16 protein-coding genes and 1 tRNA gene are annotated in these 15,936 nt (G+C 39.7%); 11 read left to right on the top strand and 6 right to left on the bottom strand.

Translation table 11 applies throughout. The features are described 5' to 3' along the window. Positions 1-81 precede the first annotated feature (81 nt). The gene (locus H9L23_RS09630; RefSeq protein WP_187594752.1) at positions 82-735 is read right to left on the bottom strand and encodes a PepSY-associated TM helix domain-containing protein; all 654 of its coding nucleotides are present in this window, start codon (positions 733-735) and stop codon (positions 82-84) included. Position 736: 1 nt separating this feature from the next. Further along, on the bottom strand, positions 737-2,260 hold the full coding sequence (locus tag H9L23_RS09625) for a DUF2271 domain-containing protein (protein ID WP_187594751.1): 1,524 nt from the start codon (positions 2,258-2,260) through the stop codon (positions 737-739). 249 nt (positions 2,261-2,509) lie between these two features. Between H9L23_RS09625 and H9L23_RS09620 the strand changes: the two genes are divergently transcribed. The 6 genes from H9L23_RS09620 to H9L23_RS09595 all read left to right on the top strand — a co-directional run bounded on the left by H9L23_RS09620 (position 2,510) and on the right by H9L23_RS09595 (position 8,318). After that, positions 2,510-3,655: a methionine aminotransferase gene (locus H9L23_RS09620; RefSeq protein WP_187594750.1), complete on the top strand. Its 1,146-nt coding sequence runs from the start codon at positions 2,510-2,512 to the stop codon at positions 3,653-3,655. Positions 3,656-3,674: 19 nt separating this feature from the next. Beyond that, on the top strand, positions 3,675-4,478 hold the full coding sequence (locus H9L23_RS09615; protein WP_187594749.1) for a nitrilase family protein: 804 nt from the start codon (positions 3,675-3,677) through the stop codon (positions 4,476-4,478). 186 nt (positions 4,479-4,664) lie between these two features. Then, positions 4,665-5,699, top strand: coding sequence for a N(4)-(beta-N-acetylglucosaminyl)-L-asparaginase (locus tag H9L23_RS09610; protein WP_187594748.1), 1,035 nt, complete (start codon positions 4,665-4,667; stop codon positions 5,697-5,699). Between the two features lie 37 nt (positions 5,700-5,736). Further along, the gene (locus H9L23_RS09605) at positions 5,737-6,615 is read left to right on the top strand and encodes a YegJ family protein (protein WP_187594747.1); all 879 of its coding nucleotides are present in this window, start codon (positions 5,737-5,739) and stop codon (positions 6,613-6,615) included. Between the two features lie 28 nt (positions 6,616-6,643). Continuing rightward, the gene (locus H9L23_RS09600) at positions 6,644-7,411 is read left to right on the top strand and encodes a copper homeostasis protein CutC (RefSeq protein ID WP_187594746.1); all 768 of its coding nucleotides are present in this window, start codon (positions 6,644-6,646) and stop codon (positions 7,409-7,411) included. Between the two features lie 433 nt (positions 7,412-7,844). Then, a complete protein-coding gene (locus H9L23_RS09595) occupies positions 7,845-8,318 on the top strand; it encodes a hypothetical protein (RefSeq protein WP_187594745.1) in 474 nt (157 codons plus the stop codon). Positions 8,319-8,433: 115 nt separating this feature from the next. On the opposite strand, the gene H9L23_RS09590 is transcribed toward H9L23_RS09595, so the two are convergent. Next, positions 8,434-9,420: a D-alanine--D-alanine ligase gene (locus H9L23_RS09590; protein WP_187594744.1), complete on the bottom strand. Its 987-nt coding sequence runs from the start codon at positions 9,418-9,420 to the stop codon at positions 8,434-8,436. 268 nt (positions 9,421-9,688) lie between these two features. On the opposite strand from H9L23_RS09590, the gene H9L23_RS09585 reads away from it, so the two are divergent. The 5 genes from H9L23_RS09585 (at position 9,689) to H9L23_RS09565 (ending at position 13,123) form a co-directional block, all read left to right on the top strand. Then, complete coding sequence (locus tag H9L23_RS09585; RefSeq protein ID WP_187594743.1) at positions 9,689-10,459, top strand: PASTA domain-containing protein; 771 nt, start codon at positions 9,689-9,691, stop codon at positions 10,457-10,459. Between the two features lie 18 nt (positions 10,460-10,477). Continuing rightward, on the top strand, positions 10,478-11,533 hold the full coding sequence (gene mltG / locus H9L23_RS09580; RefSeq protein WP_187594742.1) for an endolytic transglycosylase MltG: 1,056 nt from the start codon (positions 10,478-10,480) through the stop codon (positions 11,531-11,533). Continuing rightward, complete coding sequence (locus H9L23_RS09575) at positions 11,533-11,940, top strand: acyl-CoA thioesterase (protein WP_187594741.1); 408 nt, start codon at positions 11,533-11,535, stop codon at positions 11,938-11,940. Before mltG ends, H9L23_RS09575 begins: the two co-directional genes overlap by 1 nt. 8 nt (positions 11,941-11,948) lie before the next feature. After that, a complete protein-coding gene (locus H9L23_RS09570) occupies positions 11,949-12,941 on the top strand; it encodes a YihY/virulence factor BrkB family protein (RefSeq protein WP_187594740.1) in 993 nt (330 codons plus the stop codon). 94 nt (positions 12,942-13,035) lie between these two features. Next, positions 13,036-13,123, top strand: a tRNA-Ser gene (locus tag H9L23_RS09565). A gap of 74 nt (positions 13,124-13,197) precedes the next feature. Here the strand turns inward: H9L23_RS09565 and H9L23_RS09560 are convergent. The 3 genes from H9L23_RS09560 to glmS are packed head-to-tail and all read right to left on the bottom strand — an operon-like array spanning position 13,198 to position 15,862. Beyond that, a complete protein-coding gene (locus tag H9L23_RS09560) occupies positions 13,198-13,842 on the bottom strand; it encodes a response regulator transcription factor (RefSeq protein WP_187594739.1) in 645 nt (214 codons plus the stop codon). A 21-nt stretch (positions 13,843-13,863) separates the two neighbouring features. Further along, complete coding sequence (locus tag H9L23_RS09555) at positions 13,864-14,001, bottom strand: hypothetical protein (protein WP_187594738.1); 138 nt, start codon at positions 13,999-14,001, stop codon at positions 13,864-13,866. Positions 14,002-14,026: 25 nt separating this feature from the next. Beyond that, positions 14,027-15,862: a glutamine--fructose-6-phosphate transaminase (isomerizing) gene (glmS, locus tag H9L23_RS09550; RefSeq protein ID WP_187594737.1), complete on the bottom strand. Its 1,836-nt coding sequence runs from the start codon at positions 15,860-15,862 to the stop codon at positions 14,027-14,029. Positions 15,863-15,936: the final 74 nt, after the last annotated feature.

Here is a 15,936-nt window from a genome sequence, read left to right as displayed (position 1 = left end):
TTATTAACCATATAGAAAAATAGATGTCCTAAGGCGATATTTGGGTAGGTTAATTAAGTCACCTGAGAACATCTAAGTTAATTAAGGAACAAATAATTTGTAGATCAAATAACAGATTATTGTTCCTACTGCCGCGATAATAAATCCGCTTAATCTTTTCTTTTTAATAAAACAGATCAGAATAATACCTGAGATAGATACTAAGGTCATAAGTACCGCAGAAATATCGATAATCCAAGACCATGCCTTGCCCGAATCCCTTCCTTTGTGTAAATCGTTAATTACGGCCACCGCACCAAACCTGGTGGTGGTTAATTCGTATTTACCTGTTTCGCGGTCGATAAAAGAATCGGCAAGATAACCGGGCCCGTTAAAAGTTAAACTGAGTTCGCGGTCGTCGATTCTAAAATCGCTCAATGCGCCCTTAATCTGGTGTTTGTTCCTGAAAAACTCAACAATTTGTAACTTATTTATTTTATTGGTATCTGCCTGGTTTACCCATTTTAAATTTACCGAACCAGAATCTTTAGCAACTAGTTCTTTACCAGATGTAAACCAATCGGCATGGTTTAAGGTTAAGCCCGATACCGCAAAAAACAGCAAGATGGTAAAGCTCACCATTGATAAATAAATATGCAACCAGCGCGATAATCCAGCTAAACGCTTTTTTCCCTTGCCTTTTCCGCTATCCTTTTTTACCGGCTTTTTCCCAAGGCCATTAGGGGCAGGGATCATATTATTTTGCGATTTTTCTGTAGTCAAGGGATGCAGATGCTAATTCTGTATTTGGGGTTAATTCTACTTTTTGTGCGGAGCCTGTAAATTTCATTTCTTTTGAAATAACCTGATAGGTTCCATGTTCGCGGGCCACTTCAATATAAACAGTATATATACCTGCTTTTACTAGTTTTCCGCTATCATCTTTTCCATCCCATGATAAGCTGTATTTACCAGGGCCACGGGTAGCTGAACTAGTTGAGCTTAATTTTCCTTCTGCTCCTTTTCTAAATTCATCACCATTTACGCGGTTCCATGATTTTAAGTCAGGCAACCAACGGGGTTTATTATACCAGATGGCCAGGTTACGTACCGGTGTTTTTGCAGCATCTTCAACCCAAACCGCAACAAAGGGACGGCGAACACGTTTTCCATCGGTTGATTCGATATTGGCTAGTTCTAAGTTTACAATCAGCTCGTATTTCGTATTCCAGGCTTTATCTGCTTTATTAACTCTAGCTAAGGTAATTGCTGGCTTATTAGAAGTTAATTCATATTTCGCCCAGGTTTTGCTTTTAATTTCTTTACCATTTTTAGTCACCAATAGATAGGCAATATCATTTCTATTTGCCGTTATAGCCTCAATTTCTGAAACTGATAATACATTAAAGGAAGTAGCTAAAGCACCTGCTTCACTGGCATCAGCAGCAATAACGGTAGCGCTGATAATTTCTGATGCTGGGTTTCCTGTGCGTGGATCTACAATGTGCGAGTACCATTTTCCATTTACATTAAAACCCCTGCGGTAGTTGCCACTGGTTGCCACCGCCATATTAGAAACTTTAACCTTATTCAAAGCTGCTTCATTCTCTGCATCAGCTTTTGGATTGGCAATTTCTATGTTTTCTGATTGGTTTCCTTTAATCACCATGTCGCCGCCAATATTCACCACTACGTTTTCGATACCGGGAGTTTGAATGGCCTGATCAGCAGCTTTATTGATAATATAACTTTTGGCAAAAGAGTTTAAAGCTAAAGGCACGTCATCTAAACGGGTAACGGTCTTATTTTTCTCATTCAGTATATAATGCTGTTGTTTAACCAGGTTAACTGCGGTCTCCAGCTCATTGGCCGATGGCAAGCTGTTTTCGGCCGAAGCTTTTTTCCAAACATTGCCAATAACCGCTGCAGATGCATCAAGAGCGCCGTTGGTTACATTTTTATAATGCTCAAACTGTTGCAAAACCTCAAATAATTCTGGTGAAATTTTAGTCGTTTGTTTTCCGTTTTTCATCCATTTGCTAAACTCGCTAGTCGGTTTGTAGGCACTTAAAATATCGTCTAAGCGATCTATTTCCTTAAGCGCATGCTCTTCGGCCAGATCGGCAACTGCCTGATTACTTGCTTTGAATTTCAATTCTAAGGAAGTGCCCAATACATTTTCGTAGTTGGAGACAAATGTTCTTAAAGCTTTTTTAGGACTCACAAATGCTGATGCAGTAATGACCACTAAAAATACGGCGGCTAAGTGTTTAAATTTCATTTAGGAATTTTTGAGATTTTAATGCAAAGAAAATAGTTTATCTGGAATAATTTTAAATAAGCTCATATATATTTGAAATAATACAAAATCTGTTCATCTGCAGCTTATTTGGTTCTGTATTTATTTTTATTGACCCAAATGGAAACAAAGGGTTTAATGAGCTTAGGGTAAATTTTAGTTTAAGTGATTTGATCATATTGGCAATCCTGTTTAGGCGTTAAGCTTTTTTTTCCTATTTTCGCTTATACGATGCTGAATATACAATCTAAACTTCCCGGTGTAGGTACCACCATTTTTTCGGTGATGAGTAAACTTGCGGCAGAACACAATGCCATTAATTTATCACAAGGATTTCCTGATTATGCCTGCGATCCAAAGCTGGTTGAATTGGTAAACAAAGCCATGAAAGATGGTTTTAACCAATACGCACCAATGCCAGGTGCTAATTTTTTAAAAGAAACCATTGCAGAGAAAGTTGAAAAACTTTATAACATTAAATATAACCCTGAAACGGAAATCACCGTTACAGCAGGCGGAACACAGGCTATTTTTACCGCATTGGCAGCTATCATTAATGCGGGCGATGAGGTGATAATTTTCGAACCGGCTTATGATAGTTATGCACCTACTGTAAAACTTTTGGGTGGTTTGGTTAAAACCTACGAACTCGCCCCTCCTGCCTACGGTATAGATTGGGACATGGTTAAAAAGCTGTTTACAGCTAAAACAAGGATGATTATCTTAAATACGCCGCAGAATCCTACGGGGAGTATTTTATCATCAGACGATATGCAATCGTTGATTAAACTGATTAGTGGTACCGATATTTTAATTTTAAGTGATGAGGTTTATGAACATTTAATTTATGATGAACAAAAACACCAAAGTGTAATGCTCTATCCTGAATTAAAGCAGCGAAGCTTTATCGTAGCCTCTTTCGGCAAACTTTTACATGCTACCGGTTGGAAACTCGGTTACTGCCTGGCACCCGAAAAACTGATGAAGGAATTTAGAAAGGTACACCAATTTAACGTTTTCAGCGTTAATAGTCCCATGCAGCAGGCTATTGCCGAATACATTAAAGAACCGAAAAATTATACTGGATTAGCCAGTTTTTTCCAACAGAAACGTGATTATTTCAGGGATCTTTTGGCCGAGAGCCGTTTTAAACTTTTGCCTTGTAACGGTTCTTATTTTCAGTGTGCAAGCTATAGCGATATCAGCGATGAAAAAGACACTGATTTTAGTATGCGCTTAATTAAAGAATTTGGAGTAGCCACCATTCCTGTTTCGGCATTTTATCAGAAATCGACCGACCATAAAATCATTCGCTTCTGCTTTGCCAAAGAAAATGCTACACTAGCCCAAGCTGCAGAGAAATTAAAAAACGTTTAACCAGTTTAAAACATTAAAAATGGAAGCACCTGTTTACACTCAAATAGAAAACCTGAAAGTAACTGTCTTTCAAGCTTATCTCTTTTGGGAAAACATTGAAAAAAACCTTTTAAATCTGGCGTTGAGGCTATCGATGGGTGTCAGGGAAAAAACCGACATCATTATCTTGCCCGAAATGTTTAATACCGGTTTTAGCATGAATTCGGAAGCACTGGCTGAAGAAATGGGTGGAAAAACCATGCAGTGGATGCAAAAAATGGCAGATCTGTATAATTGTGTGGTTACAGGAAGCTTAATTATAAAAGAAAACAACCAATATTATAATCGTTTAATCTGGATGGAACCAGATGGCAAACATCAGCATTACGATAAACGCCATTTATTTGGCATGGGTAATGAAGATGAGCATTTTAGTCCTGGCAAAGAGAAACTGATTGTAGAACTTAAAGGCTGGAAAATCAGACTGGCCATCTGCTACGATCTACGTTTTCCGGTTTGGTTGCGAAACGTAGATCAGGAATACGATATCTTGCTTCTTGTTGCCAACTGGCCTGATAAACGCTCAGCACACTGGAAAGCACTTATTCCTGCCCGGGCTATCGAAAACCAAAGTTATGTAATTGCCGTAAACCGTGTTGGCCATGATGGAAACCAGATTTACCATAGCGGATTATCCATGTGTTTAGATCCTTATGGTAATACCGTTTATTATAAACCTGAAGATGAAGATTTATACACGTTCAGCATCAATTATGAAGAATTGGTTAAAGTTAGAAGGCAGTTTCCGTTTTTAAAGGATGCAGATAGGTTTACGATTGATTAATTAAGAACCAATGATCAAATTGCAATTTTCAGACAAATAGTAAAACGATTAATAGATAAGAACCAATGTTCAAATCACAATAATCAGACAAGATTGATCGATTTAACAATCTAACAATTCGTTCATTAAACAATTAACCAGTTAACCAATTTAAACAATTAACCTCCTTTAACAATTACCAAACAAATGTTTAACCGCCGTAAATTTATAAAAGCATCCGCCCTATCTGCCGGATTACTTGCCATTGATAAAAGCAGCATAGCTGAAGTGCTTCCCCACAAAGATTCAAAAGCAGCAAATTTCCCGATTGTGATTTCTACCTGGGATTTTGGTATTGCAGCAAATGCGGATGCATGGAAAGTATTATCATCAGGCGGACGTGCGCTGGATGCTGTAGAACAAGGTGTATGGGTTCCGGAAGCAGACGAAAAAAATCAATCGGTAGGCTATGGTGGTCTACCAGACCGTGATGGACGTGTAACCCTTGATGCCTGCATTATGGATGAACAAGGCAATTGCGGTGCTGTTTTAGCCCTCGAATATATTAAACACCCCATTTCAGTAGCCCGTAAAGTAATGGAAAAAACGCCCCATGTAATGCTGGCCGGCGATGGCGCTTTGCAGTTTGCATTGGAACAGGGCTTTAAAAAAGAAAATCTCCTAACTCCTGCAAGCGAAAAAGCATGGAAAGAATGGCTAAAAACGGCAAAATATGCGCCGGTAATGAATATTGAAAATAAACTTTACGAAAAAGCCGCGCCGCAAAAATTACCAGGAAATCAATATAACCACGATACCATCGGGATGTTAGCGATTGATGCAAAAGGAAACATTTCTGGCGCCTGTACCACCAGTGGTATGGCTTATAAATTACATGGACGGATTGGCGACAGTCCGATTATTGGTGCAGGTTTATATGTAGATAATGAAATTGGAGGGGCAACCTCTACCGGTGTGGGTGAAGAAGTGGTAAGAAATGTAGGTTCATTTTTAGTGGTGGAACTGATGCGCCAGGGTTATAGTCCGGAAGCAGCCTGTAAAGAAGCCGTGATGCGCATCATCAAAAAGAAACCTGAAACAGCCAAAAACATACAGGTTGGCTTTTTAGCCATCAATAAAAAGGGTGAATACGGTGCTTATGCCATTCAGCAAGGCTTTAGTTATGCAGTTTGCAATGCAGAAAAACAGGATCTTTTAATTAAAGGTAAAAGCTATTATTAGGATATAGATCCATCGAACAAAATAAACGCAATCTAATATGGGCTTATTATCTAAAATTTTCGGAAAAAAGAATGTAGAAGAACGCAAGGACGAACCAGACATGGTTTATGTACCTGGCGAAGATGAACGCATGAACTGGGCGATTGAAAAGGCGAATTTAACGCTTTGGTATTTTGAAGAAAGCCTGGCTAATCCTCAGCCACATCATGCTTATTTCTCTGTTAAAGTCCATATTATAGACGGCGAAAATAGCGAGCATATTTGGCTTACTGAACCTCATTTTGATGATGAAGGCAATCTTTTTGGTACCGTAGGTAATGAACCTGTAAGTGTGGGCACGGTGAAACTTAACCAGAAGATTGGGATCGATCGCGACCTGATATCAGACTGGATGAGTATTGAAAATGGCCGATTAATTGGCGGTTACACCATACGGGCGATCAGAGATGGTATCCCAGAAAAAGATAAGGCCGAATTCGACAGTAGTGTTGGCTTATATATTGATGAAGGTATAGATTACTTCAGGCCAAACGCTGATACTCCGGAAGGTGCAATATTAGCTCTGGAGAATGCTTATAATGCTAAGGATCTTGAAGCTGCAATAGCATGTAAAGATTTCTCTGAGGAAGCAAGAATCATGCTTTCCAAACTGAAAATGGAGTTAGATGATGACATCATCAATGAAACAGCAGAAGTACTTAAATTATCTTTTATCAATAGTACTGAAGAACATGGCTTTCCTGATTTTTCAGGTCTTCAGAATGCTTTTCCTGAACGGAAAAAAATTGATGATTCCCATTGGGTAATTACTGAGATATGCTGGTTTCCGGATGGTGGAAAATCAACGCAGCTACTCAATACCTATAAATCGCCAAAAGGTTGGGTTGTTTTAGGGCTGGCAGAAACAGAAGAATAATTCAAGTTATATCCATTTATTAGTAGAAATGAAAAGTGATCTAATCACAAAAAACGCATGTTTAGAAGTCTGCGCAAATTCCTATGCGTCAGCATTGGCTGCTCAAAATGGCGGTGCTAAAAGAGCTGAATTTTGCGATAACCTGGCCGAGGGCGGTACTACACCAAGTTATGGTCAGCTGGCATTAGCCAAGAAAAACCTGTCCATCGAAATCTGGCCGATTATTCGCCCGAGGGGTGGCGATTTTTTATATTCCGACACCGAATTTGAGTTAATGAAAGAAGATATAAATATCTGCAGATCATTAAATTGCGAAGGTATTGTTATAGGAATACTGAAGGAAGATGGCGCCATTGATAGAGAAAGGTGTGCTGAATTAATCGAATTGGCTAAACCAATGGCAGTAGCTTTTCACAGGGCTTTTGATATGAGTAATGATATGGATCAGGCACTGGAAGATTTAATCGAACTCGGCATCAAAAGAGTGCTTACTTCTGGTGGTGCATCTTCAGCTGCATTGGGTGCAGAAAAACTATCTCAATTGATTAAAAAGGCAAATGGAAGGATCACAATCATGCCTGGCGCCGGAATAAATGAAGGCAACATCCAGCAACTCATTAACCAGACGGGAGCAACAGAATTTCATGCTTCGGCAAAGGAATTTGTTCAAAGTAAAATGAAATTCAGAAATACTGAAACCAAAATGGGCAGTATTGAAGATGAATACCGTTACGAATTAACTTCTGAAATTAAAGTGAAAGCCTTGGTTGATTGTATAAATGAAGCGGTTAACTGAGAACAAATAGTCGTCGTTTAAAACGAGGAATAGTAAGATTTGCATTTCTGATGCCTGATGATTAAATTTAATAGCGATAAAATTGCCTTTCACCTCCATCCCCGTTACTCCAAAGGTATCACTTTGTAACACACGAGTACGATAAAACTGATCAGAAACAACTTGATATACTAAAAATTGTTATTTTAGCTTTGCAGGAAGGGAATAGTGATTTTTACATAGGCCTTTGTTTCATAAACCCGGTAGAAGCGGCAGCCTCCGATCTTTTATCGGAGCTATAGCGTATAACGGGACTGCATTTTCCGAAGCACTACTGTACATTCATTTCCTAATAAAAATTTGACGACTATAAATGGCACGAAAAAATCATTTAACAGAGGGTGCTTTGGCTACGCTCCGACTGACAAACTACTGTGATGCATAAAAACTAAAAATGAAAATAATCTTCAAAACCTACAATTTCCTGGTGCTATTTGCCACACTTCTTTTGGTAGTCTCATTTTTCATTCCCGTGTCAAGCCTGGATATCAATTTTCACTATACCTATTATGTGATGACAAATATTCAGTTCATCAGATTTTGGGTGATACTTTTATTCATTTTAGCCTTATTTTATAGATTACTGGCCCGGTATATGGCCTGGGAAATTTTGAGCTGGCTACACATCTTATTGTCTATCCTTTTGCTTCTAGCCTATTTGTATATCCAATATAGTTATATAAAGTCGCTTGCAGTAATTGAGTTAACCAATGAAGGTTCATTGGCTTATTTCAAACGATTAAATATCCAGCTTGCTACTCTTGGGATGGGATTTCTATTGGTTCAATTGCTACCCATAATTAATTTAATTATTGGCCTGTTGAAACGCAGACGATCTGCGCTTAAAAATAACGTATCTACAACCTAGTCTTAAATCTCTAACCCTTAAGTATCTTTAAGTTCATTGGTCTTTGTGGCTAATCAACTCCGAACGCCCAATCCAAGCTTTGTGGTAAATAGACTCTGGATTAAGGACTAAAAACCTACCCCAATGTTTCCTTCATTAAACGGGTATAAAACTCTTTAAGCGATATGCCCATCGCAGCTACCTGTTGTGGAATAAAACTTGTGGCCGTTTGTCCGGGGATGGTATTGATTTCGATAAAATAAAATTTCCCGGTTTCGTGTTCGAGGAAATAATCAACACGTACCACTCCCCTGCAATTTAGTTTTTTATATACATCCGTAACCACTTGTTGCACACGTTGCAATTCTTCCTCATTCATGCGGCCAGGGGTAATTTCTTCTGTTGCGCCGGGTGTATATTTCGCTTCGAAATCGAAAAATTCATTTTGGGGAATTACTTCTGTTGTAGGTAAAACAATGATTTTTCCTTCGGCACCAAACACACCGATCGAAAATTCCCTTCCGCTTACAAATTCTTCAATTAAAATCTGGGTATCTTCTTTAAAGGCCTTATCAATGGCTTCGTCAAGGTCATCGGCGTGTTTTACCTTACTCATGCCAATGCTGCTCCCGCCACTATTGGGTTTCACAAAATAAGGTAGTCTTAAATCATGTTTAATCTGGCTTAAACTGTAATTTCCACCTTTGAATATCTGAACGGATTTCGCCGTATACAAGTTATCAATCCCTTCAACTATGGCCTTGGTGTAACCCTTGTTCATCGTTATTGATGAAGTCAAGGCATCGCAGGTGGTGTACGGAATACCCAACATATCGAAATAACCCTGCAATTTTCCATCTTCACCAGGCGAACCGTGAATGGCAATAAAAACACCATCAAACTTTACCCTGCGGCCATCAAGCGTTAAGGAAAAATCATTTTTATCAATTTCAATCTTAACAGAATCAGCTGGCTCATAAAACCATCCTTTTTCGTTCAGCATAATTTTATAAACATCGTATAAATTAGGGTCGATGTTCTGGGCAATTGTTGCTGCACTTTTTACCGAAACAACCCATTCGCCTGTGGTACCGCCTGTTAACAACGCAATAGTTTTCTTCATGTCAGAAATCCTTTTATAAATAGAAATTGAATATAAATATATCCCCAAAAATATAAATATCTTTGTGCTTTGATCACATTAACGGAACAATTATTGAAGAGAGGGATTGAATGAGAGAATTAGTGAATGATTGAATTAGTGAAGGATTGAGTGAGGGAGAGAATGAATGAATTTTCAAATGATTGGAAGGCGATTTAGATTCTATAATTCAATCAATAATTAAAATAGTTACATTTGAGCTTATACGCATAAACCCCATTTAAGATACATGTCTAAATTTATAGATTACTTAAAAACCAAATCGTTTAGAAACAACATTTTAGCTGCCATAATCACCGTTATTGCATTGCTCCTCATTGCATTTTTTAGCTTAAGATATTATACCAAACATGGCGAAGGTTTAAATGTGCCTATGGTAAAGGGCCTTTCTTTTGAACAGGCAGTAAAAAAACTGGAAGATGCCGGATTAAAATACGAAGTAGATTCTGTTTTTATCATGGATCAGCCTGCCGGGATCGTAATTGATCAGGATCCTGATCCCAATACTTTTGTAAAAGATAACCGTACCATTTATTTAACCATTAACGCAGGTAAAATCCCAAATACAAAATTCCCGGATATTGCGTTTAAAACCTTACGCGAGGCGCAGGCCATTATCGAAAGTTCTAGATTAAAACTGGGCGATACTACCTACAAACCGGATGTAAGCCGCGATGTAGTACTGGAAGCCTCTTTTGGTGGTCAGCCGATTGCTGCAGGACAAATTGTTCCGGTGGGTTCGAGGATTAACCTGGTACTGGGTGATGGCCGCGGAAACGAAGAAGTAGACATTCCGCAATTGATGGGCTTAACCATGGATGAAGCGAAGTTTAGCTTGAGGGGCTCGAACCTCAGTTTAGGTACCATTATTTATGATGGACCAGTAACCGACAGTGCTGCCGCCATTATTATAAAACAAGACCCCATGTTAGTTGATTCGTTAACAAAAGTACCTCTAGGCACTAAAATCAACATTACACTATCCAATAAACAACAATAACATACGCATACGATACAGATGACTGAAGTAGAAAAAAAGACCATGAGCACAGGCAAAAAAGCAGCAATAGTAATTGCGCTGATTGTTATTCTAATTGCCGGTTACTTTGCACTGAATATTTACAGGCTTTATTTTGCCCCTAACGTTACCGAGAACCAAAAATATTTATACATCAAAACAGGCAGCAGTTATGACGATTTACTTGCTGAAATCAAAAAGAAAGACCTGGTAAAAAGCATCGGTACTTTTACTGCAGCTGCCGGAAAGATGAGCCTGGCAACAAGTGTTAAACCTGGCCGTTACCGTCTGAAAAAAGGAATGACCAACCGTACCTTAATTAACCTGATCAAAGCCGGAAACCAGGATCCTGTTAAACTGAAATTCCAGAATATCCGTAAGAAAGAAAATTTTGCGGCTTACCTGGCCAGTAACCTCGAAGCCGATTCTTTAAGTTTTATCCACGTATTGGATTCAACTGCATTGATCAGCAAATATGGTTTTAACCAGGATAATGTATATGCGATGTTCATTCCGAATACTTACGAAATGTACTGGAATGTTTCGCCGGTTGATTTTTTTGAGCGCATGCACAAGGAATATGATAAATTCTGGAATGCCGACCGTAAACAAAAAGCGGCAAGCTTAAACCTTACGCCTGCGCAGGTATATACTTTGGCCTCCATTGTGGATGGTGAAGCGCTTTACGATAAAGAAATGCCCATTATTGCGGGTCTATATTTAAACCGCCTGAACAAAGGCATTTTATTACAGGCCGATCCAACGGTAATTTTCGCCAATAACGATTTTACCGTAAAAAGGGTAACCGGGAAATTATTGCAGGTACAATCGCTTTACAACACCTATAAATATGCAGGTTTGCCTCCGGGCCCGATTATGATGCCAAGTATTAACGCCATTGATGCCGTATTAAACCGCGATAAAAACAATTACATTTACATGTGCGCCAAAGAAGATTTCTCGGGTTACCATAACTTTGCTGAAACGAAGGCAGAACACGAAATCAATGCAAAAAAATACCGCGAGGCTTTAAATAAAAGAAATATCTTTAAATAATGTATAGCCACAGTACAAAAATCAGGGTGCGCTACGGCGAAACCGATCAGATGGGTTATATGTATTATGGCAACTATGCACAGTATTACGAAGTGGGCCGTGTAGAGATGTTGCGGAGTTTAGGCATGAGTTACAGTTCTATGGAAGCTGATGGCATTATGATGCCTGTATTGGAGCTGAAATGTAAATACATCAAACCTGCACTATACGACCAGGAGATTACTGTTAAAACCATTGTTAAAACTTTGCCCGGCATACGCATTTTCTTTGAATACGAACTGTATAATGAAAATGAAGAACTGATCAACATTGGGGCCACTACACTTGTATTTGTCGACATGAAGAAAAACAAGCCCACCAACCCTCCCGAAAACTTTATGGAAAAATTATCGGTATTTTTTAATTAACAGCTACAATGGAATGGTTACACCGGCAATTATTACATCTTAAGCTCTATTCCAGATTTATAGAATGGACTAAGGGATGTATTTTGCCTGGATTTAGCCCGCTCCCCTTATATACGGTTGCGACCTTTTTCTTCCGGGAAATTGGCAAAGCTACTTTAGTTAACAAGGCATCATCCTTGGCTTATAATTTCATGTTGGCAATTTTCCCTGCCATTATCTTTTTATTTACGTTAATCCCGTATATACCAAAGAAAATTGGTTTTCAGGATCAATTAATGTCGTTAATCGCCCTGGTATTGCCTACAAATGCCTATTTAGCTTTCGAAACTACACTGAATGAAATTGTAAATATCCAAAATGGAAGTTTGCTCTCATTAGGTTTTGTTTTGTCTTTGTTTTTTGCAACCAATGGTGTACATAATTTAATGGGTGCATTTAACCGTTCATCACTGATTGTAGAAACCAGAACCTGGCTAAAACGAAGGTTGGTTGCAATTATATTAACCGTAATTATTGCCTTATCTGTTATTGTTTGTATTGCTGCAATGGCTACGGGCGAGATTTTATTAAGTTATTTACAAAGGGAATTACACTATAAAGGTGGCATTACCCTTTTTGCCATCAAAATTGTTCGCTGGGCTTTACTCGGTATTTTATATTTTATTACTGTTTCTATTTTATACCGATATGGACCTGCACACGCTAAAAAATGGCGCTTCTTTAGCGCAGGTTCATGGCTGGCCACCATTCTGGCCTTTCTTACCATCTGGGGATTTTCCTTCTACATCAATCATTTTGCCTCTTACAATAAGGTTTATGGCTCCATCGGGACGCTGATCGTGGTGATGATCTGGCTTTACCTCAATTCGCTCATTTTATTGATCGGTTTTGAATTGAATGCCAGCGTTGATGTAAGCAAACGGAGTGTTAAAATCATCCGCCCTACCTTCAATCTATTCAAAAAATCGGAGCCAATTGAAGAAAACATCCGGAAGAAATAATTTTTTCTCCCTCTGTGTTAAGTAATTATCAAGTTTATATAAAAAAAACGCTTTCTGAGTTTGCAGATTTAAGCTGAGTTTGTACTTTTGCAGCGGAGAGCTGGCAGAGTGGTCGAATGCGGCAGTCTTGAAAACTGTTGACTGTAACAGGTCCGGGGGTTCGAATCCCTCGCTCTCCGCCAAATGTTTTCAAAAACGAAAAAAGCCTGCAATCGTATGATAGCAGGCTTTTTTCGTTTCTAGGTACCGTCCAAAATTAGTTAACCAACCCATTGAGTGCTGCAAATTTAATTAACGAGGCGGTATTGGTTACGCCGGCCTTTGCCAATAATGCAGCTCTCCTGCTTTCAATACTTCTCCTGCTTAAAAAGAATGTATCTGCAATTTCCTGACTGCTTAATCCATCTGAAATGGCCTGCAAAAGCCGAACCTCCATGACTGAATAACGCCCGTTTTCGCTTAAAAAATTTTGTTGCGGAGAAAAAAACTGCTCTTTAAATGCCCTCACGGCCAATTGGCTCGAAATGTATTCTCCCCCCAAAGCAGTGTGGCGGATGCAAAAGAACAGCTCATCCCTTCCTATATTACTCAGCAAGTAACCTGAAGCACCGGCAAGAAAAACCTCCCTGATCTGTGTAGCAATTGCCACGTTACTGATCACCAGTATAGGTAAGCCTGGCCTTAGGCGTTTTGCCTCCAACAGCCACTCCAGGTTATTTCCTCTTGTTTTGTACAAGCCAGCCATAATCAGATCCACACTGATTCCAGAAAGCAGTAATTCCACCAGTCCGTTGCCAGCGCTTACCACCTCTACCACCTTAAAAGCAGTTTGATCTGAAAGCAATGTTTTGAGGTGATCGAGAATGATAATGTGCGATTCGACTATAATAATTTTTAACATCTGCGTCTGGTTTTCTGGTAACTAATGCTTAACAGCCAGCAAGGTGGCCAGCAGCATGATCGAAATAACACTGATTACACAAACCAGAAAAACGATTTTATCCCTGTTTCTGGTGATGGAAGAATTGATGTCGGGTAGAGAGAACTTAATTTTTTTCATAATAATTGGGAAATAAGAGAGTGAATTATTCTACTGTAACAGATTTGGCCAGGTTTCTGGGCTGATCTACATTGCATCCCCTGATCAATGCCACGTGGTAGGCCAATAACTGGAGGGGGATGGCAGCAAGGATGGGCAGCAGAAATTCATCCGAATGGGGAATCTGAACAACCTCATCAGAAAGTGCTGCCACTTCTCCGCCAGCATTCGAAACAATGGCGATAACCTTGCCTTTTCTTGCCCTTACTTCCTGTATATTGTTGATTATTTTTTCGTGATAGGAATGATTGGTCGCAATAAAAATAACGGTCATTTCTTCATCAATAAGGGCAATTGGACCGTGTTTCATTTCGGCAGCCGGGTACCCTTCGGCATGGATGTACGAGATTTCTTTAAGTTTAAGGGCGCCCTCAAGCGCTACCGGAAAGGCGCATCCACGACCTAAATAGATACAGTTCCTGCTGCGCAACATTCCGTAAGCAATGCGCTGCACCTGATCTTCACATTTCAATGCCTCTTCAACAAATTCGGGCAATTTCCAAAGCGAATGGATACAATTACTGCGTTCTTCTTTCGATAACGTTTCTTTGAGCTGTGCAAGATAAAGCGCCAACATGGTGAGCACCGTTACCTGACCAGAAAATGCCTTGGTAGATGCTACGCCCACTTCGGGGCCTACGTGCGTATAAATTCCCCCATCTGTAGCCCGCGATACGGATGAACCCACCACATTACATATCCCCAAAACAACAGCGCCCATCTTTTTGGCCAAATCAATTGCAGAAAGGGTATCGGCGGTTTCGCCTGATTGGGATATGGCAATTACGAGATCGTTGCTGCGAATAACAGGATCGCGGTACCTAAATTCGGAAGCATATTCAACCTCAACGGGAATACGGGCATACTTTTCAATCAGGTATTCGCCTATTAATCCCGCATGCCAGGAGGTACCGCAGGCCACGATAACAATCCTCTCTGCATTTTTCAATAAACCGTCAAAGGAAGCAATGCCACCTAAGGCAATTTTCCCCTGTTCGGGGTAAACCCTGCCCCGCATACACTCACGAATCGATTTTGCCTGTTCGTGGATCTCTTTAAGCATAAAATGATTGTAGCCGCCTTTTTCAAGCATTTCAATTTCCATTTCCAGCTCCTGTACAAAGGGCACCTGCGGAATGTTATCGAGGTTAAAAATACTGATCCCATCATAAGCCACGCAAGCGATCTCATTGTCGTTCAGGTAAACTATATTTTTGGTATATTCGATAAGCGGAGTAGCATCTGAAGCTACAAAATATTCGTTTTTACCAACACCTATTACCAAGGGACTGCCTTTTCTGGCAGCAATCAGGCGCCCCGGATTATCCTCATCTATAATCACAATTGCATAGGCCCCGGTAACGTTGTGTAATGCCAGCCGAACAGATTCGGCAAGATCAAGTCCTGTACGTTCTTGTACCTCCTCAATCAAATGGATCAGCACCTCGGTATCGGTTTCGCTGGTAAACACATGTCCTTTAGATAAAAGGGCTGTTTTCAGCGAGGCATAGTTTTCAATAATCCCATTATGTACAATGGCCAGTTTTCCGTTCGGAGAAATATGAGGATGTGCATTGGCATCGCTTGGTGACCCATGAGTAGCCCATCGGGTATGAGCAATACCAATTCTGGAGGCAATTTTTATATTGTTACAGGCAGCTTCGAGAACGGCAACCTTTCCTGATTTTTTTACGACTTTAAGTCCATCATCAAGAAAGGCAATTCCGGCACTGTCGTAACCACGGTATTCTAAACGGCGCAAGCCATTAATCAAAACAGGGAATGCCTCCCTGTTTCCTATGTAACCAACTATTCCACACATATTAATTTAGTTAAGATTTTGTACGCTTGAAGATTTTGGGGATTGAAATACATTTTTACAGGTTTTGCCCTTCA

The organism is Pedobacter roseus, assembly GCF_014395225.1.
Classification (GTDB): Bacteria; Bacteroidota; Bacteroidia; order Sphingobacteriales; family Sphingobacteriaceae; genus Pedobacter; species Pedobacter roseus.
The sequence above is the reverse complement of the archived record's forward strand: the minus strand, read 5'-3'. Positions and strand labels throughout refer to the sequence as shown.